A 19,230-nucleotide genomic window follows, 5' to 3' on the forward strand; every position below is an offset into this window, starting at 1 on the left:
GCCCTTTGTTTTCTACTTTCTTTTTGCTTTCCTTTCTAATTTCTTCAAGCGCTGCACAAGGCAGTTGGCTTACGCCTCGTCGATCCCGTCCACGATGAATACGCGGTAATCAGCGCCCTGGAAGCGGTGCTGGCGGGCTTCCTGGTAGGCATCGCTTTGGTACCAGGCGCGGGCTGCGGCCATATCCGGGAAGCGCAGAATCACCGCACCTTCCATGTCGCTGCCTTCCAGCACTTCAAAATCGCCGTAGAAGGCGAGCGGCTGCGGGTCGTGGCCGCCGCGAGCGGCCTTGGCTTTTTCGGCGTAGCGTGCAAGCTCTTCGGAATCGTGGGTACGTTCGCGGGTCAGTACGACATAAGCGGGCATGAGCGTCTCCTTACGCGAGTTTCTTGATCAGGGCTTGTGCAGTAGCTTCTGAGGAACCGGGGTTCTGGCCGGTGATCAGCAGGCCGTCAACGAGCACAAAGGAGCTCCAGTCGTCGCCCTTGCTGTACTCACCGCCGCTCTCCTTGAGCATGTCTTCGACCAGAAACGGTACCACCTTGGTCAGGCCAACAGCCTCTTCTTCGCTGTTGCTGAAACCGGTTACCTTGCGCCCGGCCACCACGGGTTTGCCGTCGCTGCCTTTCACATGGCGCAGCACGCCGGGGGCGTGGCATACCGTGGCAACCGGCTTGTTGGCGGCCAGGGCGGCTTCGATCAAACGCACGGAGATGGCGCTTTCGGCCAGATCCCACAGCGGGCCGTGGCCGCCGGGATAGAAGACCGCATCGAACTCGGCGATATCGATATCGGCAAGCTTGTGGGTGTCGGCCAGAGCTGCCTGGGCGTCGAGATCCGCCTGGAACCGGTTGGTGGCCTCGGTCTGGGCGTCCGGCGCGTTGCTGCTGGGGTCCAGCGGCGGCTGGCCGCCTTCGGGGGAGGCCAGGGTCAGATCAAAACCCGCATCGATGAAGGTGTAGTAGGGCGCGGCCAGCTCTTCGAGCCAGAAGCCGGTCTTGTTGCCGGTGTCGCCGAGTTTATCGTGTGAAGTCACTACAACGAGAATTTTCATGATTGAGTCCTTTCCTGGGTGGTAGAGAGATTGATAGAAAGATTGATAGAAAGATTGGTAGAAAATGTGGGTGAGAGGTTCAACAGGGCGTAGGTGGCTTGCAGGGCGGCATCCAGCGGCGCCTGGTCTCGGGTAATCTTGGCGCGCAGGCTGGCACCCAGCCACAGCTGATAAAGCGTGGTGGCCAGTTCACTCGCATTGCCCTGGGTACTGGCAAGGCTGGGCAAGGAGTCATCTTCCACCGCAGCCTCGATGGCCAGGCCCAGCCGAGCGATGACCCGCTCGGTGCCGCGTTGCAGTGCCTGGCGCATACGCTCGGAAAGGTCGCTGACCTCCGCCGCCAGCTTGACCGCCAGGCATTTGCTGCGCGGGTCGCCGTGGTGCTGGGTGTCCCGCCAGTTGGCCCAGTAGCCCATCAGCCGCTCGGCGTTGGAAAGCGCAGGCTGGCTCAGGCGCTCTTCGAGCTGGGTGAGGTAGCCGGTGAAGTAGTCTTCCAGCAACGCTTCGCCATAGGCTTCCTTGGAGCCGAAGTAGTGGTAAAAGGAGCCCTTGGGCACGCCGGCGGCCTTGAGGATCTCGTTAAGGCCCACCGCCGAGAATCCCCGGCCTGCGATAATCAGGTGGCCGGTGTGGATAATGCGCTGCCGGACATCGCCGGTGACTGGTGTCGTGTTCATATCGACAGCTTACACTTGATTAGACCAGTCGTCTAGGAAGGCGTTGGCGTCTACTCCCACAGAGGCCCGAGCGGGCCGCCTACCGGGGCGATGTCGGGCACGTCTACCGACGCTACCCGCGCCTGGGCGGCTGCCAGTCGCGCCGGGTCGCCGCGTTCTATCTCGGGCTGTTGCCCTGGCGGGTAGGCGCCCACCATGCAGAAGTCATCGTCCGCCTCCAGACTTGCATGCCCGACCCCGGCGGGAAGCACCAGTACATCGCCTGGGTGAAGCATCACCTCCTGCCCGTCAGGGCCGCCCAGCCGTGCCCGGGCTTGCCCACGGAAGATGCCCAGCGCTTCGTGAGCGGTGGAGTGAAAGTGATCGAAGTCATACAGATGGTAGCGCCAGGCCGGTGGCCAGCCATGGCGTTTGAACAGGGCTTCGAACGCATCGGCTCGTTCCTCGGCGCTGGGGGTATCGAGCACCTGACGGTAAACCAGCACCGGCAGAGGAGAGTTCGGGTAACCGTTGGTGGCGTCGCTGTCAAAATGGAGTCGCTCGGGCTGCAAGATGTTCACCATTACTTCCTGACGCTGGGCTGAGTGGTTGAATTACGCTAAGGTTCTTCCTTAATAGTAGATTGCTTTTTATCGTTATTTATTCATTTTTAAAGTGTGGCCCATGAAACTCGATCTCTACCAGGTAGATGCGTTTGCGTCCCGGCCCTTCGAGGGCAACCCGGCGGCGGTGTGCCCGCTGGATGCATGGCTGGACGACGACCAGCTGCAAATGATCGCCACGGAAAACAATCTCTCGGAAACGGCCTTCTTCGTCCCCAACGGGGCGGGTTACCATCTGCGCTGGTTTACGCCCTCGGTGGAAGTGGACCTGTGCGGCCACGCCACGCTGGCCGCTGCCTGGGTAATCTTCAACCGGCTTGGCGATAGCGCCGATACCCTGCATTTCGAGACGCGCAGCGGCGTGCTGACGGTGCGCCGCGAGGGCGATGAGCTTGCCATGGATTTCCCCGCGAAGGCACTGGCGCCGCTGGATCAATACAGCGAGGTGAGCGAGGCCCTTGGCGGCATCGAGATCGAAGCGCTCTGGATATCCGATGATATCGTGGCGGTAGTGAAGGACGCGGTGCTGATCGCGACACTTGCCCCCAACATGCAGAAGCTGAAAGCGCTGCCCGGTCGTGGCATCGCGGTGACGGCCCAGGGGGAGGATGTCGATATCGTCTCGCGCTGGTTCGGCCCCAAGGTAGGCGTGGAGGAGGACCCCGTGACCGGCTCGGCGCATACGTCGCTGGTGCCTTACTGGGCGAAGCGCCTGGGCAAGACTTCGCTTACTGCCCGCCAGGGTGGCGCTCGCCAAGGGGAGTTGAGCGGCCGTCTGGAGGGCGAGCGTGTCGTGATCAAGGGCCGCGTAGCGCCTTTTCTGGAAGGCGTGATCACGCTACCGAAAAAGGATTGATGACGTCAGCCAGGCACTTTCGCGATCACCTTGATTTCAAAATCGAAGCCTGCCAGCCAGTTTACCCCGACCGCCGTCCAGGCCGGATAAGGCTTGCCCGGGAACGCGCGGCGCTTGGCCTCCATCACGACAGCAAGTTGGGTTTCGGGGTCGGTATGGAATGTCGTGACATCGAGGATATCATCAAAGCTTGCGCCGGCGGCTTCCAGCACGCTTTGCAGGTTATCGAAGGCCAGCTGCACCTGATCGGCGAAATCCGGCTCCGGCGAGCCGTCTTCACGGCTACCGACCTGGCCCGATACAAACAGAAAGCCATTGGCGCGTACAGCCGCGCTATAGCCGTTCAACTCGTAAAGGGCCTGCCGGTTTTGGGGGAATACTACATCGCGTTGTGCCATCGCGGTCTCTCCATTGAAGCTTCATGGGCAAGCGGTGCGCTTGATAGCGCCATTTTAAGCCTGCCCAGGTACTGGATAAACGCGATATCCTGTTCAACACTGTTTGCTCTTTCCAAACAATCACGAGGGTATGGTCGCCATGGACCGTTTCACCGCCATGCAGGCGTTCGCTCGAGTCGTCGAGACCGGCAGCTTCACTCAGGCGGCGCAAACGCTGGCGGTCAGCAAGTCCAGCGTGACCCACTTGGTGCAGCAGCTGGAGGCGCGGTTACGGGTCAAGCTATTAAATCGCACGACGCGCCAGGTGAATGCCACCGCTGACGGCGCGGCCTACTACGCGCGTGTCGTCAGGCTGCTGGCGGACCTAGATGATGCCGAAACCAGCCTTTCCAACGCGGCGGTGGCTCCGAGCGGGCGCCTCAGGGTCGATGTGCCCAGCCCCTTTGCCCGCACGATCTTGATTCCTGCGCTGCCGGCCTTCTTCGCTCGATACCCGGATATTCAGCTCGACCTGGGCGTGAGTGACCGAAGGGTGGATTTGATCGATGAAAGCGTGGACTGCGTGATTCGCGGCGGAGAACTGACTAATCTATCGCTGATGGCGCGCCGCGTGGGTGAGTTGAGTCTTGGCATTTACGCCGCGCCCGGCTATCTGGAAAAGGCCGGAAGGCCCGCACACCCGGAGGCGCTGAATGCGCCGCCCCACCATATCGTCGGTTTAAGGTGGCGGGGCGGCTCGACGACTCCGTATACCCTGCACCGACACTCAGAGCGCGTCAGTGTGCAGGGGCGCCACGTGGTGTCCGTCGATGATGGCAGTGCGGGGCTGGCGGCGGGTTTGGCCGGCCTCGGGGCGGTGTGGCTGCCCGATTACATGGCCTGGGAGCACGTCAATCGGGGCGAGCTGGTGCGATTGTTCGAGGACTGGCAGCTCGAGCCTTTGCCGATGTTCGTGGCCTTTCCGCCGAATCGACACGTCAGCGCGAAGCTGCGCGTGTTCATCGACTGGGTCGTCGAGCTGATGGCAACGCAGGGGCCTATGGTCGATCAGCGCCCTTAGCGAGTGACTTGTAGACTAAAGTTGAGGATGCGGGATCGCTCGCCGGACGGCGTTACTTGGTACGCTAGCCCTAGCAGCGTACGACGTTAGATGTGCGGTCACTCCCTTGTTTCCCGTATCGAGAGTTAAGGCGAATTCATGATCATTTCAAGCCCTTCGGATTACCGGCAAGCCGCCAAGCAGCGTATTCCCCGCTTTCTGTTCGACTACCTCGACGGTGGCTCGGTCACCGAGAGTACGCTGCGTGACAATGTGGAAGCGCTGCAGGGGATTCCGCTTCGCCAGCGTGTGCTGAAAGGCGGCGGTACGCCCACGCTCGATACCGAAATTCTGGGAAGCACTTGGAAGATGCCGGTCGCACTCGCCCCGGTGGGCGCGACCGGCATGTACGCCCGGCGCGGTGAAGTGCAGGCGGCGCGCGCTGCCGAGAAGGCAGGCATTCCCTACACGCTTTCCACCGTGTCGGTCTGCTCGATCGAAGAGGTGGCCCAAAACGCCCACGGCGAGCTCTGGTCGCAGCTTTACGTATTGAAAGACCGGGGCTTCATGAAAAACGCCCTGGAGCGGTCCTGGGAAGCGGGCATGAAAACCTTGGTATTCACCGTGGACATGCCGCTGCCCGGTTCACGCTACCGTGATCGCCGCTCGGGCATGTCCGGCCCCAACGCCAGGCTTCGCCAGTACGCCCAGGCCCTCACCCATCCTCAGTGGGCGTTTGATGTAGGGCTCAAGGGCAAACCGCTGTCGTTTGGCAACATCGAGGCCTATACCGGGCGCAAGATGGGCATGGACGATTACATGGGCTTTCTGGCCAAGAATTTCGACCCGTCGATCAGTTGGGAAGAGCTTGCCTGGATTCGCGAAAGCTGGAAAGGCAAGCTGATCATCAAGGGGCTTCTGGACAAGGATGATGCCCGGGAGGCGCAGCGCATGGGGGCCGATGGGATCGTGGTCTCCAACCACGGCGGCCGCCAGCTCGATGGCGCGATTTCCACGGCGCAAGCGCTGCCCCATATCGTGGAAGAAGTCGGCGACGAACTGACCGTGCTGGCGGATTCCGGCGTGCGTTCGGGCCTTGACGTGGTGCGCATGCTGGCGCTCGGCGCCAAGGGCGTGCTGCTGGGCCGCGCCTACGCCTACGCGCTCGCCGCCCGGGGCGAGGCGGGGGTGTCGCATCTTCTGGAACTGATCGCCGCGGACATGCGCGTGACCATGACGCTGATCGGCGCCAACTCGCCCGCCGAGATCAACCAGAGCCACCTGGATGCGGTGGTGAAAGAGCTCAAGATGAGCGAATAACCCCTCGTTTTCCCGATAAAAGCCCCGCGCTGTGGTCAACGCGGGGCTTTTTACGTTCGCTCAGACACGTTGGAAGGTGTTCACGCCGCCGTGGCGTCCCAGCGGAATCATCATCGGCTTGCCGGTGACCGGATCATCAATGACGCGACTCTCGAGGCCGAAGACCTCGTGCACCATCGTTTCGGTCAGCACCGTCTCCGGTGGGCCCGCCACCGATACCCGGCCATTTGCCATGGCGATCAGCGTGTCAGCGTAGCGGGCGGCCAGGTTCAGCTCATGGAGCACCATCACGATGGTAGTACCATGCGTCTGGTTCAGATCGGTGAGCAGATCCAGCACCTCGACCTGGTGGTTGATGTCCAGAAAGGTAGTGGGCTCATCGAGCAGCAGTACCCGGGTTTGCTGGGCGAGCGCCATGGCGATCCAGACTCGCTGGCGCTGGCCACCGGAGAGCTCGTCGACTGGGCGAGTGGCGAGCTCGCTCAGTTGCGTCGCGGTCAGGGCCTCTACCACGGCGGCTTCATCCGCCGCGCTCCAGCGTTTGAAAAGCCCCAGGTGCGGGTGACGCCCGCGACTGACAAGATCCAGCACGCTGATACCCTCTGGCGCGATGGGTGATTGCGGCAGAAAACCGAGTTCACACGCCAACTGGCGGCTGGGTAGTTGGTGAATGGCGCGGCCATCGAGCATTACGCGGCCGTTTCGCGGGGTAATCAGCCGGGAAAGCACGCGTAAAAGTGTGGATTTACCACAAGCGTTGGCCCCCACAATGGCGGTGATATGCCCCGCCTGCACGGCGACGCTGACGTCTTCGAGCACGCGTCGCTCGCCGTAGCCTGCCGAAAGCCCGTCGGCCATTAGCGTTGATGCATTCATAAAGCGCCTCGGCGTTGATTGTCGCGAATGATCAGGTAAACGAGGTAGGGCGCGCCCAGCACGCCGGTCACGATGCCCACCGGGTAGCGGGCCGGCAGCAGGAACTGCCCCGCATAGTCGCTGAAAAGCACCAACAGCGCGCCCACCAGTGCCGACGGGAGCAGCAGCGAATCGCCTTGTCCCACCACGCGAGCGGCGATCGGCCCGGAAAGAAACGCCACGAAGGCGATCGGGCCGGATACCGCCGTGGCAAAGGCGACCAGGCCCACCGCCGAAAGCACCACGATAATGCGTGTGATGGCAAGATGAACCCCGAGCCCCGCGGCGAGCTCGTCGCCCAGGCGCAGGCTCTCCAGATCGCGCCGGCGGCTCGACAGCAGCCCGCCCAGCAGTAAAAGCGCGATGAATAACGGCAGCGCCTGGTCGAGGCGCACGCCGTTGACACTGCCGGTGATCCAGCGAAGCGCCTCTTGTAGCGACCAGCTGGGCGCCTGCATCAGCAGGTAGGCGGTGACGCTTTGCAGCATGGCGGCAAGGCCAATACCGACCAGAATCAGCCGGGCACCGGTCACCCCGTCGCGCCAGGCAAGCAGGTAAATCAAGATCGCCACGCCCAGCCCCGCGGCGATGGCGATCAGCGACACCGCCGGGCCACTCCACGAGAGCACGACGATAGCGAACACCGCGCCGGTGCTGGCGCCGGTACTGATGCCGATGATATCCGGGCTTGCCAAGGGGTTTCGCAACAAGGTCTGAAAGGCTACACCGCCAAGGCCGAAGCAGGCACCGGTCAAAAGACACGCCACCGCGCGGGGCAGGCGCAGCTCACGCACGGTGAAGCTGGCGCCGGGCACTTCGATGCCCGCCAGAATGCGCGCCACCGTGGCCGGCGGCGTGAAGGATTGCCCCAGCATGAGGGTGAGCATCGCACCGCCCAGTAGACAACCCACCAGCAGTACAAGAGTGCGCGTGCGCTTTCTAGCCGCCACGCGGCGTATGTGCCTTGATGCTTGTACCCGGTCGGGCGGTGACAGGCTCATAAAGCGCTCACCTTGCGGTTGCGCACGATCCAGATAAAGACCGGCGCCCCGATAAAGGCAGTGACGATACCCGCATCGAGCTCCGCCGGCTGTGCCATCAGCCGCCCGGCGACATCCGAGAGGGTGAGAAGAATCGCTCCGCCCAGCGCGGAGAAAGGTAAAAGCCAGCGGTAATCGCCGCCCACCAGCAGGCGGCAGACGTGCGGCACCACCAGGCCCACGAAACCGATGGGTCCGCACACCGCGGTGATAGAGCCACACAGCAGCACCGCCCCCAAGGCAGACATCAGCCGCGCTATTGCTACCTTTTCACCCAGCCCCGCGGCGGTCTCGTCGCCCAGGGCCAGCAGGTTGAGCTTGCGCGCCCCGGCCAGCGAAATGGCGAAGCCGCCCAGAAGAAACGGCACGACCGGTAGTACCTGACGGTAGCTGGCACCACCGACACCGCCGACCAGCCAGGATTGCACCAGCCCCGCGATATCGCCCCGGGGCAAGATGACGGCAGTGGTCAATGATGTGAGCGCGGCGGTCATGGCCGCCCCGGCCAGTGCCAAGCGCAGCGGTGTGGCGCCGCCCCGGCCCAGGCTTGCAATGGCGTACACCGCCACAGCGGCGATGCTTGCCCCCGCCAGGGCACTTGCAATGAAGCTCACACTCGTTTGAATATCGAACCAGGCGATGCCGATGACCACCGAAAGCGCGGCGCCGGCGTTCACGCCCAGAAGCCCGGGGTCCGCCAGCGGGTTGCGCGTCAACCCCTGCATGACGCCGCCGGCCACGCCCAACGCGGCGCCCGCCAGCAGCGCCAGAAGCGTACGGGGCAGACGGCTGGCCACGGCGGCCTCACCCACGCTTTCAATTCGGCCGCCCAACGCGGCGCCAACTTCTGCAAGGCCCACGCTTCGCGCGCCAAATCCTATCGAAAGCATGGTGGCCAGTGCCAGCAGCACCAACAGCAGCGTACCGGCCATCAGCCTGCGCGCGACGTAGCGTCGGCTTTCGCTCCACAGGCACGTGCCGGCGTGGTTACTCAGCCTTGCGGGCGGCTTGTGCGAGTCGCTCAGCATAATCTTCCAATACCCAGGCGATCGACATCGGGGTGGGGTTGGCGGCAGTGCCCAGGGGGCTGTTATCCAGCATCACGATGGCGCCGTTTTTTACCACCGGCAGCCGCGAGGTCAACGGGTGGGCGGTCAGCTCGTCAAGCAGTGCCTGGCCGCCGTAGGTGACCAGAATATCCACGTCGTCGAGCGCGTCGATCAGCTCGGAACTGATGGAGCCGGAAAACTGACCGGCCTTGGAGTGTTCACGCACCACCTGCGGCGAGGCAAGCCCCAGATCGTGGAAGAACTGCACTCGGGCGTCGTTATCGGAATAAAACGAGATACGCCCCAGGTTGTTGGGGTCCAGGTGGGTCACGAACATGGCGGTTTTGCCCGTCAGCTCCGGGTGGCCCGCGGCGGTATCGGCAATGTGCGTCTCCAGCTCGTCGATCAGCGCTTCGCCCTCATCAGCCATGCCCATTCCTTGGCTATTGAAGCGAATCATATCGCGCCAGCTGCTCGCCCAGGGGCCTTCGGGATAGGCTACCACCGGCGCAATCTGGCTGAGCGTATCGTAGTCGTTCTGGCTAAGCCCGGAGTAGGCAGCCAGAATCACGTCCGGGCGGCTGGCCGCCACGGCCTCGAAGTCGATACCGTCGCCCTCGTCATAAAGTGTCGGGGCGGGCTCACCGAGCGCTTCAAGGCGTGCCTCTACCCAGGGCAGCAGGCCGTTGCCGCTTGGGTCGCCAAAGTTGGCGGCGGCAAAGCCGACCGGCACCACGCCAAGTGCCAGCGGCACTTCGTGATTCGCCCAGGCGACACTGGCCACGCGCTCGGGCTTTGTATCGAGTACCGTCGTTCCCAGCGCGTGCTCGATTCGTAGCGGGTAGCCGTTCGCGCTTATGGAGGCTGTATAAGACGCCGCCGCTATCGCGGCCAGGCCAAGTATCTTGAATCGTAGTGTCTTGTGAGGGTGCCTGCTCATCATGCTTTTCCTTGTACCCATCGCCTTGAATGCACGGAACATACAAGATCGTGAAACAAGAGGGCCGCCCGAGACAGTGCCCGGGCGGCCGTTGAATGGTGTAAATCAATCAGAACGCGTAGCGCAGGGTGGACGAAATGCTGCGCGGTTCGCCGTACACGCCGTAGCCGCTTACATTGGTGTAGTACTTCTCGTCGAGCAGGTTTTTCAGGTTGACCTGCAGGCTTAAATCCGGCGTGAACTGGTAGCGCCCGAACAGGTTGGCCAGCGTATAGCTGCCTTCCTCGAACCGTGAAGGAATGCCCGCCGGGGTCGTCAGGTTGTCAGCGACGAGGCTGCTTTGCCAGTTGATGCCCCCGCCCAGGGTCAGCTCGCGGAGCCTTGGCACGTTGTAGCTGGCAAACAGATTGAAAAGCGAACGCGGCTGATTGATGTTGAGTGCATCCTCGTCGTCCTTGGCGGTGAAGTGGGAGTAGCCCACGGTCATGTCCAGATCGTCGGTCACCGCACCGCTGAGTTCCACTTCGAACCCTTCGCTCACCACGCCTTCGACGCCTTCGTAGAATGTCTCGGTTTGGCCCGGGGCGCCCGGTAGCGCTGCGGCGACGTTATCCTGCTCGATACGAAAGACCGAGAAGGAGCCGTTCAACCGGCCATCGAGCCAGGCGGCTTTGAGGCCGGTCTCATAGTTCTTGCCCACGACCGGGTCCAGGTAGCTGCCGCCGGGATCGAGATAGTCCTGAGGCTCGAAGATCTCGGTATAACTGGCAAACGCCGAGTAGGTGTCGTTGAAATCAAACACCAGCCCGCCGTAGGGCGTGACTTCGTACTTGCTCTGGCGATCCAGGCTTCTGAACTCGGTCATGCCGTCCCACTCGGTGTAGCGGGCACCGGCAATCAGCGTCAGCGGATCGGCAAGCGAGAAGCGTGCTGCCGAGTAAATCGCCTTTTGCCGCGTGCTGGAGGCTTCGGATGGCGCGAACGGTGCCCAGCCTTCGTCCGGGCCCCCGCCGTTGTAGCGGTTGAAATTGTCGACCTCGAAGCCATCGATGAAGGTGTTTTCGTAATCGTTGGTCTGTTCGCGGTAGTTTGCGCCGACGACCAGCTCGTGTTCACGGCCCAACAGTTCGAACGGCCCGCTCGCCTGGGCGTCGACGGAGTCGACCTCTCGGTGTCCGCGGTTCCAGCCGGTATAGAAGAACACACCGCTGCCATCCGCACGATCGGGCAGCGTGCCTTCCACGTAGGGGTAGGCCAGCTTGCCGTCCATGTCGGTCTCCTCATGGGTACCCACCACACGGGTCTGCCAGCCGTTGTCGAACCGGTGGCTGAGCTCGGCGAAGACCTTTTCGGACTCGAAATCGTAATAGGACCAGTTGGGCGCCACGCTGAACGAGCGCGAGTAGTTCGTCGGCGTGCCATCATCGAACCACAGGGGCAGCCCGCCCCAGGTAGGCGAGGAGGTGCGGCTATCCTGGTAGTCAAAGCCCAGCGAGAGCGTCGTGGTCTCGGTCACGTCGGCGTCGATCACCCCGTAGCCGAAGGTGCGGCGCTTGTTCTGACGATCCGGATGCGCGCCGCCTTCTTCGTGGCCGCCGATAAAGCGGGCGCGCACATCGCCCGAGGGCGCAAGCGGTGTGGTCAGATCCACGGTGGCGCCTTGCTGGTCCCAGCTTCCCAGGGTGCCGGACACGGCGCCGGTGAATTCACGGCTATCGGCGCGCTTGCGTACGAAATTGACCGAGGCGCCGGGGTTGCCCGAGCCCGTGACCAGCCCGTTGGCACCGCGAACGACTTCCACGCGATCATAGATCGCCGTGTTGAGCTGCCCCTCGCCGAAGTACCAGCGTCCGTCACGGTTGAGTGTGGGAATGCCATCGTACTGATAGCTGTTGATGCGAAAACCGCGGGAGTAGAAACTGACACGGTCGCTATCCAGGTTACGCGCCGAGATGCCGGTAGTATTGGTCAGTACCTCTTCGATGGAGTCGAGGTTTTGATCGCGAATACGCTGCTCGGTCACGATACTGATCATTTGAGGCAGCTCTTTTTGACTCAGCGTCAAGCCGGTGCCAGCGGTGGTGCTTCGGCGGGTGTAACCGACGTTGTCGTAAAGGCTGGTGCCGGTAACGGTCAAGGTCTCCAGGCTCTGAATGTCGTTTTCGGTTTGTGCAAAGGCGGCGGGGGCGGCAAAAACGAGAACGGAGGCGAGCGTCGGGAGTGTCGCGTTAAAGACCAGAGGTGCGGTTTTCATAGGATCCCTTGGAAAAGACGTTACGTGCCTTTACGAGCAGGCGTTATATCGTTGATTTTCACTGATCATATAAAAACGGTTGTCGGGTGTAAATAATTATGAGAATTATTATTGTCTTTATAATTGTTCTCATGAAACGCTTGCCACCTGCAGCCACCTGGGTAAGCATCAGTGCTCATAAAGCGTTTGAATGATACGGCAATTGGCGGTCTTGCCGCCCCGGCACTGATCGATCACATGCCGGAGCTCGCCTGCCAGCGCCTGAAGCGCGCGGATTCGCTCTTCCAGATGGTTTAGATGGCGGCTGGCGATATCATCCACCGTGGCGCAGCTTCTTTCGGGCTGATCGGAAAGTGCTAGAAGCTCCTGAATGGTGTGCAGGTCCAGGCCCAGTTCCCGGCCGTGGCGGATAAAGCCGACACGTGAAAGCGCGGCGTCGCTGTAGAGCCGATACCCCTGCTCCCCCCGGGAGGGCGGTGTGAGCAGCCCCAGCTTTTCATAGTGACGAATACTTTCCGGCGAGCATCCCGTGCGCTTTGCCACTTCCCCAATGCGATAAAGGCTTTTCATACGCTTGACTCTGTAATGGTTACAGGGTTTAGCCTAGCCCCTGTGTATTCTAGCCACAAGCAGGTGATGACGATGGACATGATCCCGACGTTATTGAGCGTTGCGTTAAGCGCGGCACCCTGGCTTTTACTGGGGTTGTTCGCGGCGGGGCTGGTCAAGGCCTGGCTTTCCGAGCGCGTGCTGATGCGTTGGTTGGGCGGCTCTGGCCTGGGCAGCATTCTACGCGCCTCGATAATCGGCATGCCGCTGCCGCTTTGCTCCTGTGGGGCCATCCCCACGGCCATGGCGCTGCACCGGGGTGGGGCCGGGCGCGGGCCTACCACCTCGTTTTTGATCAGTACCCCGGGCGTCGGGGTGGATTCCATCTTTCTCACCAGCGCGCTGCTGGGGCCGTTGATGGCGCTCATGCGCGTGATGGGGGCGCTGATCACCGCGATAGTCACGGGCATTCTGGTGGGCCTTACCGGTGGGCGTGCCGTACCCGCCGCGCCTGTCTCCAGCTGCTGCGCTTCAAGTAGTTGTGGTTCGGCGCCTGAAGCAGCCAACGCACCCGGTGGCTTACGGGCCGGGCTACGCTATGCGTTCAGCGATTTGCTGGATGACTTCAGCGTCTGGATCTTTATCGGGCTGTTGCTGGCCGGTGTCTTGATGACCTGGGCGTCGCCCCAGACACTGGCGCAGTTTTCCGGCGGGCCTTGGGCTCTTGGCTTGATGGCGATTATCGGCATTCCACTTTACGTGTGCGCGGCGGCGGCCACGCCTATCGCGGCCGGGCTTCTGATGGCGGGGATCACCCCGGGCATGGCGCTGGTGTTTCTGCTGGCCGGCCCCATTACAAGCCTTGCCACCCTGGGCGTTTTTCGCCGCGAGTTGGGCACCCGGGCGCTGGCCGTCTATGTTGCGGCCATTTTAACGGTCACGGTGCTTTTGGGCTGGGCGGTGGATACCGCACTGACATGGGTGGCGTTTGACCCGGTCACCCAGGCGGGACAGGTACAAGAGCTGCTGCCCCCGGCCGTGGAGTGGGGAGCCCTTGCGGTGCTGGCGTTTTTTGCGCTGCGCCCGCTGCGCCGGCGCGTGCTGGGGTTTTGAGTTTTTGCCTTGACCCTCAGCACTGGCGGCTTAGCGGTTGTTCGTGGGGTTGTCGACGGCTACCGGCGTCACGTCGATAGGCTCACGGTCAAGGCTCTTGCGCTGTTCCAGTGTGTTCTGAGCGATGCGGTAGCAGTCCTCGATATGCTGGTTGCCCATGTACTTCATGGCGGTGTAGCTGATGCTGCCCGCCACGGCGCTGCCGATAAGCGGCACGAACTTCGACACGCCCTTGGTGGCCACCTTGAAGCCCATCTTCTGCAGCAAGTTGATGATCAGCTTGCGGGTAATGTACTTGCCCGCCATCTTGCTGCCCACGTTGGAGATCGCGGTCATCACCATGACCTTGGACTCGGTATCGAGCTCGTCGATCTGCTCCGGGGTCAGCCCGAACTGCTCGTTGATCTGCGGAATCAGGCGCAGCAGAATGGCCACGTCAGAGCCGATATCCAGCCCCGGAACAGGAATGATGGCCGCTCCAGCGGAAAGGCTCGAGCTGCGGTTCACTTTCTTCTGACAGGTTCTCTTGATCGCTTCAAGCTCTTCGATGGATTCGATCATGGTACGTTCCTTGTCGATCAGTAAATGGGCGCGTGCGCTATCAAAAGCCTAGCACTGAATGGAGGTTGGCGTACGTCCAAACCGTTTCTGACCCGCAAGTCCTTCGGCTGGGCCAAAAAGCTTGAGGCAGGAGTGCGCTAGACAGGGAAACACCAGAACTAGCGGTGTGCCCTGAAGGAAGAGGAGTGTGGCACGCAAAGGCCGGGTTGGTAGATGTGGACACCGAAAAGGCGCAAGCCTTCAGCGGGCAGGAAAACCTGCCCGCTGAAGCGCTACCTTTGGATTTTACGAATCCAGCTCTTCTGAGGCGTCTTCCTGGGGAAGCGTTTCTGATGAATCTTGCTCTGATGAATCCTGCTCTTGTAGATCCTGCTCTGGTGAAGCAGCTTCAGGCGGATTCTCCAGCGCCACCCGCCACACCACATTGGTCAGGTCATCGGCCACGATAACGGCGCCGTCCGGGGCAACGGTGACACCGACCGGGCGGCCAAGGGCATTACCCTCTTCGGTGAGAAAACCGCTGACAAAGTCGATGGGGTCACCCACGGGGCTGCCATCTTCAAACCGGATAAACGCTACTTTATAGCCCACCGGATCGGCTCGATTCCAGCTGCCGTGCTCGCCCACAAAGACGCCGTCCGCATACTCCTCGCCCACCTCGGGAATGGAAAAGGCAATTCCTAGCGGGGCGACGTGAGAACTCAGGCTGTAGTCCGGCGCAAGAGCGGCTTCCACCTTTTCAGGGTTTCGCGGCTGTACGCGCGGGTCCACGTGCTGGCCCCAATAGCTATAGGGCCAGCCGTAAAAGCCGCCTTCCTGTACCGAGGTAAGATAATCCGGCACAAGGTCCGGGCCCAGCTCGTCGCGTTCGTTGACGACCGCCCAAAGCTGCTCGGTATCCGGATGGATGGTGAGGGCGGTGGGGTTACGAAGCCCGGTGGCGTATGGGCGGTGCGCGCCGGTTTCCGCGTTGATTTCCCACACCTCGGCACGGTTCACCTCGGCGTCCATGCCGCGTTCGGTGATGTTGCTGTTCGAGCCAATGCCCACGTAGAGATACTCGCCATCGGCGCTGGCGGTCATTGCCTTGGTCCAGTGGTGATTGATCTCCGAGGGTAGTTCGGTAATCACCTCGGGAGCGCCGTTGGCCTGCGTCTGGCCTTCTTCGTAGTCAAAGCGCACCAGCGCGTCCTGGTTGGCCACGAACAGGTTGTTATCAACCAGGGCAAGCCCGTAGGGGGCGTTGAGATTCTCGGCAAAGATGGACTGCTCGTAAGTGCCGTCGCCGTTGGGGCGCAACAGCGTAAGCCTGTCGCCACTTTCCACCGAGGTATTGCCCTGATCCTTGATGTAGCCGGCAATCACGTCCTTGGGTTTCAACGCTGGCGCGTTACCGCCGCTGCCTTCGGCTACCAGGATATCGCCGCCCGGCAGCACGATGGTCTGGCGCGGTACCATCAGGTCGGTGCCGATGGCGGAGATGGTATAGCCCTCGGGCACGGTAGGCAGCTTGTCACCCCATTCGGCGGGCTCGGGCACGGTCATGTCCGGCAGCAGACCGCGCTGGGGTTCGGGCAGCGTCGGGTTAGGCCCATAGGGCTGTTCGACCCCGGCGGCATTGACGCCGGTGGCCACCAGAAGCGCGGAGAGGGGGGTTAAATACTTGAGACGAAAGCCGTTCATTGTGAAGCTCCTGCAGCGCGCACGCGGGCAAACCCTAGAAAGATCGCTGCCAGGGTGAGCACGGTTACAACAATCGATAAAATCAGGCCGGTCGGCATCATCGCCCAGGCATCGCGGGCGTGTACCAGGGCGTTGATGAACCCAAGCGCCCAGATCACTACCAGCAGGACCAGATAGACAAACGACAGTGCCGGGCGGTGGTCGGCGCGAACAAGGCCGATGACCGCCGCCAGAATCGCGAAGCCGTTGAAGATCAAGGCGCCGGCGATCAGCCAGGAAGCAAAGGTACTCCATTGAATATGGTAGCTTGTCGAGTAGGCGTAATCGCTCAGTGTCGCGCCTAGAAAAAGCGGCAGCATACCTGCCAGCAGTACAGCGTGAAGCGGATGAATTCCGCTTCGATACGTCGGGGGTGCAGACGCCAGCATGATGCGTTCCTCCTTGATGAGTGACCCAATGAATTCATAGTTTGGGCAAACCCGCGCTCTATGCGGGTTAGTACGGTGGCGCGTTGATTAGTTGCCAAAGGCAGTATAGGTCACGTTGGGCCAGATCATGAACCCTTCATTCTTGAACGTTCCTGTCGGCGGCGGCTCATCATGGCCATGGCCAGACATCCTGTGAGGCGTTTTCGTTACTTGACAGTCTCGATAGGGGATTCAGGCCCGTAATTGACGATTTATCCTGCATGCAAGAGCGCTTAAACTAATGTCTATAATCGTGAAGATCTCCTTGAAATCAATCGGGTAAGCGCTCGATCGGCGGATGTGGGGTTTTTTGTATTGTTTTTTTCGATACCGACGATAGGATGCCCAGAATGAAATCGCTATTTTCGAAAAGGAAAATACAGCGACACTAGAGCAACGTGCCGGATCGTGGGGCGCGTGAATCCATGACGCTCGTTTACTGTCTGCTCGTTTACTGTTTACTTGCTGGCGACCTGCTTGTTTAATTTTTGCTATTTAACGCCCACGCTTGAGAGACCATTCATGAGTCAAAAAAAATACGTTCTCGCTATCGATCAAGGGACCACCAGCTCGCGGGCAATGCTTTTTGATCATGAAGGCCGGGTTGTCAGCATGGCGCAGCATGAATTCGAGCAGATCTTTACCCGTCCAGGCTGGGTCGAGCACTGCCCGCGCGAGATCATGACCAGTGTGTTGACCACGCTGACCGAGGTGATCAATCAAAGCGGCGTCGATGTGGCCCAGATCGCTTCCATCGGCATCACCAACCAGCGTGAAACCACCGTGGTCTGGGACAAGAACACCGGCCAGCCCGTGCATAACGCCATCGTCTGGCAGTCGCGCCATTCCGCCGAGATCTGCGACGAGCTGCGCGAGGCCGGTCACGCCGACATGATTCGCGATAAGACCGGCCTGGTGATCGACGCCTACTTCTCCGCCACCAAGCTCAAGTGGATCTTCGAAAACGTTTCCGGGGTCAAGGAGAAGGCGGAAAAGGGCGATCTGCTCTTTGGCACCATCGACTCCTGGCTCGTCTGGAATCTGACCGGCGGCGCGGTGCACGCCACCGACGTCAGCAACGCCTCGCGTACCATGCTCTTCAATATTCGCGACCGAAAGTGGGACCCGGAGCTTCTCGAGCTTTTCGGCGTGCCCGAAACGATGCTGCCCGAGGTGAAATCCTCCAGCGAAGTGTACGGGCAGATTCTGCCGAAATACCTCATGGGCCAGGAAGTATCGATTGCGGGGATCGCCGGCGACCAGAACGCCGCGCTGTTCGGCCAGGCCTGCTTTACGCCGGGCATGGCGAAAAACACCTACGGCACCGGCTGTTTTACCCTGATGAATACCGGCACCACCGCCACCCCCTCGAAAAACGGTCTGTTGACCACCGTGGCCTGGGAAGTGGATGGCACGCTGGAGTACGCCCTGGAAGGCAGCGTGTTCGTGGCGGGCTCGGTCATCCAGTGGCTGCGCGATGGGATGCGGATGCTTGGCAAGGCGTCCGACTCCGAAGCCTACGCCACCCGCGCCAAGGATAACGACGGCGTGTATATGGTGCCTGCCTTTACCGGCCTGGGCGCGCCGTACTGGAACTCCAACGTGCGCGGTGCCATGTTCGGGCTCTCCCGTGGTACGCAAAAGGAGCATTTCATACGGGCTGCGGTGGAGTCGCTGGCCTATCAGAGCACCGACGTGCTCAAGGCCATGCAGGCCGACGCCAATATCGCGCTGACAGAACTGCGTGCCGATGGCGGGGCGATTGCCAACGACTTTCTCGCCCAGTTCCAGGCGGATATTCTCGGCGTCGACGTGCTGCGCTGCGAGGTGAACGAAACCACCGCGCTGGGGGCGGCCTACCTGGCGGGCCTGGCGGTCGGGTTCTGGGAGTCTCGCGAGGAAATTGCCCGGCAGTGGGCGATCGAGCGTCGTTTCACCCCGCAAATGAAGGAGCAAAAGCGCGACGAGCTCTACGCCGGCTGGAAACAGGCGGTAAACGCTACCATGGCGTTTCAGGTGGAGTCGTAAGCGCAAGCGCTGGCATCACGCATGCAGGACGTTAAAAAGACCTTATGGCGAGCGGGGCCTGGCGAGGCGTTGACGCGCTCTGGGCAGGGCACGTGCCACCGGCGGCAGGCGGGTAGCGAGCAGTAAAGTGCCGAGGGCGGCGTAAACCGCCCACTCCTGCATATCCGCCCGCACTACCCAGAAAAAGTGCAGAAGAATGAGACCCAGAATGGGATAGGCGAGCTTGTGCAGGGCCTTCCAGCGCTTGCCCAGCCGGCGCATGGATGCGCGATTGGAGGTGGCCCCTAGAACGGCCAGGCCGATCAGTGCGAGCATGCCGACGATGATATAGGGACGCTTGACGATCTCGGCCCCCAGCAGCGCCCAGTTCAGCCCGAGAATAAACAGCGCATAGCAAAGCAGATGAAGCGTGGCGTAGGCCAGTGTCCAAAGCCCCAACTGGCGGCGGATCAGTGCAAATCCTTTCCAGCGGGTGAGCTTGGTCAAGGGGGTCAGGGCCAGCGTCAAGAGCATCAGCCAGAGCCCGCCGATACCAATGTTGAGCAGCAGATAGCGCCCGGGCTCCGGCCCCGCCGCCCCCTGATAGACTTGCCATCCCCAATAAAGAAGTGGCGCGAGTGCCGCCAGAAATACCGCCCCGCGCCAGAGCCGCCACTTGCCTTGTCGTGCCATCAATACTGCTCCG

General features: G+C 61.6%; 20 protein-coding genes. 5 read left to right on the plus strand and 15 right to left on the minus strand.

The window, feature by feature from the left end; genetic code table 11:
• Positions 1 to 69: 69 nt before the first annotated feature.
• From ACWF8S_RS03510 to ACWF8S_RS03525, 4 genes are read right to left on the minus strand one after another with little or no spacing between them, the layout of a single operon-like run.
• A complete protein-coding gene (locus ACWF8S_RS03510) occupies positions 70 to 366 on the minus strand; it encodes a DUF1330 domain-containing protein (protein WP_447555448.1) in 297 nt (98 codons plus the stop codon).
• Between the two features lie 10 nt (positions 367 to 376).
• Complete coding sequence (locus ACWF8S_RS03515; RefSeq protein ID WP_447555449.1) at positions 377 to 1,054, minus strand: type 1 glutamine amidotransferase domain-containing protein; 678 nt, start codon at positions 1,052 to 1,054, stop codon at positions 377 to 379.
• A complete protein-coding gene (locus ACWF8S_RS03520) occupies positions 1,051 to 1,731 on the minus strand; it encodes a TetR/AcrR family transcriptional regulator (RefSeq protein ID WP_447555450.1) in 681 nt (226 codons plus the stop codon). The genes ACWF8S_RS03515 and ACWF8S_RS03520 overlap by 4 nt, the downstream gene beginning before the upstream one ends.
• Before the next feature lie 50 nt (positions 1,732 to 1,781).
• Complete coding sequence (locus tag ACWF8S_RS03525; protein ID WP_447555451.1) at positions 1,782 to 2,294, minus strand: cupin; 513 nt, start codon at positions 2,292 to 2,294, stop codon at positions 1,782 to 1,784.
• Positions 2,295 to 2,394: 100 nt separating this feature from the next.
• Here ACWF8S_RS03525 and ACWF8S_RS03530 point away from each other — a divergent pair, with 100 nt between their 5' ends.
• A complete protein-coding gene (locus ACWF8S_RS03530) occupies positions 2,395 to 3,189 on the plus strand; it encodes a PhzF family phenazine biosynthesis protein (RefSeq protein ID WP_447555452.1) in 795 nt (264 codons plus the stop codon).
• A gap of 5 nt (positions 3,190 to 3,194) precedes the next feature.
• Here ACWF8S_RS03530 and ACWF8S_RS03535 read toward each other — a convergent pair whose 3' ends face one another.
• Positions 3,195 to 3,587 carry a RidA family protein gene (locus ACWF8S_RS03535; RefSeq protein ID WP_447555453.1) on the minus strand — a complete coding sequence of 131 codons (393 nt, stop codon included), beginning with the start codon at positions 3,585 to 3,587 and terminating at the stop codon, positions 3,195 to 3,197.
• A 139-nt stretch (positions 3,588 to 3,726) separates the two neighbouring features.
• Between ACWF8S_RS03535 and ACWF8S_RS03540 the strand changes: the two genes are divergently transcribed.
• Both ACWF8S_RS03540 and lldD read left to right on the plus strand, forming a co-directional pair.
• Positions 3,727 to 4,647 (plus strand): LysR substrate-binding domain-containing protein, encoded by a 921-nt coding sequence (locus ACWF8S_RS03540; protein ID WP_447555454.1) that lies wholly within the window; start codon positions 3,727 to 3,729, stop codon positions 4,645 to 4,647.
• Positions 4,648 to 4,785: 138 nt separating this feature from the next.
• Positions 4,786 to 5,946, plus strand: a complete 1,161-nt coding sequence (gene lldD, locus ACWF8S_RS03545; protein WP_447555455.1) for an FMN-dependent L-lactate dehydrogenase LldD — start codon at positions 4,786 to 4,788, stop codon at positions 5,944 to 5,946.
• Positions 5,947 to 6,006: 60 nt separating this feature from the next.
• Here the strand turns inward: lldD and ACWF8S_RS03550 are convergent, their stop codons facing one another.
• From ACWF8S_RS03550 to ACWF8S_RS03575, 6 genes are all read right to left on the minus strand, one after another.
• On the minus strand, positions 6,007 to 6,822 hold the full coding sequence (locus tag ACWF8S_RS03550; RefSeq protein ID WP_447555456.1) for an ABC transporter ATP-binding protein: 816 nt from the start codon (positions 6,820 to 6,822) through the stop codon (positions 6,007 to 6,009).
• Complete coding sequence (locus ACWF8S_RS03555) at positions 6,819 to 7,862, minus strand: FecCD family ABC transporter permease (protein WP_447555457.1); 1,044 nt, start codon at positions 7,860 to 7,862, stop codon at positions 6,819 to 6,821. Before ACWF8S_RS03555 ends, ACWF8S_RS03550 begins: the two co-directional genes overlap by 4 nt.
• Positions 7,859 to 8,929 carry a FecCD family ABC transporter permease gene (locus ACWF8S_RS03560; RefSeq protein WP_447555458.1) on the minus strand — a complete coding sequence of 357 codons (1,071 nt, stop codon included), beginning with the start codon at positions 8,927 to 8,929 and terminating at the stop codon, positions 7,859 to 7,861. Before ACWF8S_RS03560 ends, ACWF8S_RS03555 begins: the two co-directional genes overlap by 4 nt.
• Entirely contained in the window at positions 8,889 to 9,890 is a 1,002-nt protein-coding gene (locus ACWF8S_RS03565; RefSeq protein ID WP_447555459.1) for an iron-siderophore ABC transporter substrate-binding protein, read from the minus strand. Before ACWF8S_RS03565 ends, ACWF8S_RS03560 begins: the two co-directional genes overlap by 41 nt.
• 109 nt (positions 9,891 to 9,999) lie before the next feature.
• Positions 10,000 to 12,144 (minus strand): ferric-rhodotorulic acid/ferric-coprogen receptor FhuE, encoded by a 2,145-nt coding sequence (fhuE, locus tag ACWF8S_RS03570; RefSeq protein ID WP_447555460.1) that lies wholly within the window; start codon positions 12,142 to 12,144, stop codon positions 10,000 to 10,002.
• A gap of 168 nt (positions 12,145 to 12,312) precedes the next feature.
• A complete protein-coding gene (locus tag ACWF8S_RS03575; RefSeq protein WP_447555461.1) occupies positions 12,313 to 12,714 on the minus strand; it encodes a MerR family transcriptional regulator in 402 nt (133 codons plus the stop codon).
• 72 nt (positions 12,715 to 12,786) lie between these two features.
• On the opposite strand from ACWF8S_RS03575, the gene ACWF8S_RS03580 reads away from it, so the two are divergent.
• The gene (locus ACWF8S_RS03580) at positions 12,787 to 13,806 is read left to right on the plus strand and encodes an SO_0444 family Cu/Zn efflux transporter (protein ID WP_447555462.1); all 1,020 of its coding nucleotides are present in this window, start codon (positions 12,787 to 12,789) and stop codon (positions 13,804 to 13,806) included.
• A gap of 30 nt (positions 13,807 to 13,836) precedes the next feature.
• On the opposite strand, the gene ACWF8S_RS03585 is transcribed toward ACWF8S_RS03580, so the two are convergent.
• The 3 genes from ACWF8S_RS03585 to ACWF8S_RS03595 all read right to left on the minus strand — a co-directional run bounded on the left by ACWF8S_RS03585 (position 13,837) and on the right by ACWF8S_RS03595 (position 16,478).
• Positions 13,837 to 14,367: a hypothetical protein gene (locus ACWF8S_RS03585; protein ID WP_447555463.1), complete on the minus strand. Its 531-nt coding sequence runs from the start codon at positions 14,365 to 14,367 to the stop codon at positions 13,837 to 13,839.
• 285 nt (positions 14,368 to 14,652) lie between these two features.
• Positions 14,653 to 16,050 carry a PQQ-dependent sugar dehydrogenase gene (locus ACWF8S_RS03590; RefSeq protein ID WP_447555464.1) on the minus strand — a complete coding sequence of 466 codons (1,398 nt, stop codon included), beginning with the start codon at positions 16,048 to 16,050 and terminating at the stop codon, positions 14,653 to 14,655.
• On the minus strand, positions 16,047 to 16,478 hold the full coding sequence (locus ACWF8S_RS03595; RefSeq protein ID WP_447555465.1) for a DUF2231 domain-containing protein: 432 nt from the start codon (positions 16,476 to 16,478) through the stop codon (positions 16,047 to 16,049). Before ACWF8S_RS03595 ends, ACWF8S_RS03590 begins: the two co-directional genes overlap by 4 nt.
• A gap of 561 nt (positions 16,479 to 17,039) precedes the next feature.
• On the opposite strand from ACWF8S_RS03595, the gene glpK reads away from it, so the two are divergent.
• Positions 17,040 to 18,545: a glycerol kinase GlpK gene (gene glpK, locus ACWF8S_RS03600; protein ID WP_447555466.1), complete on the plus strand. Its 1,506-nt coding sequence runs from the start codon at positions 17,040 to 17,042 to the stop codon at positions 18,543 to 18,545.
• 42 nt (positions 18,546 to 18,587) lie between these two features.
• Here the strand turns inward: glpK and msrQ are convergent, their stop codons facing one another.
• Positions 18,588 to 19,217 (minus strand): protein-methionine-sulfoxide reductase heme-binding subunit MsrQ, encoded by a 630-nt coding sequence (msrQ, locus tag ACWF8S_RS03605; RefSeq protein WP_447555467.1) that lies wholly within the window; start codon positions 19,215 to 19,217, stop codon positions 18,588 to 18,590.
• Between the last annotated feature and the right edge of the window lie 13 nt (positions 19,218 to 19,230).

Source organism: Vreelandella xerophytica, from assembly GCF_968048975.1.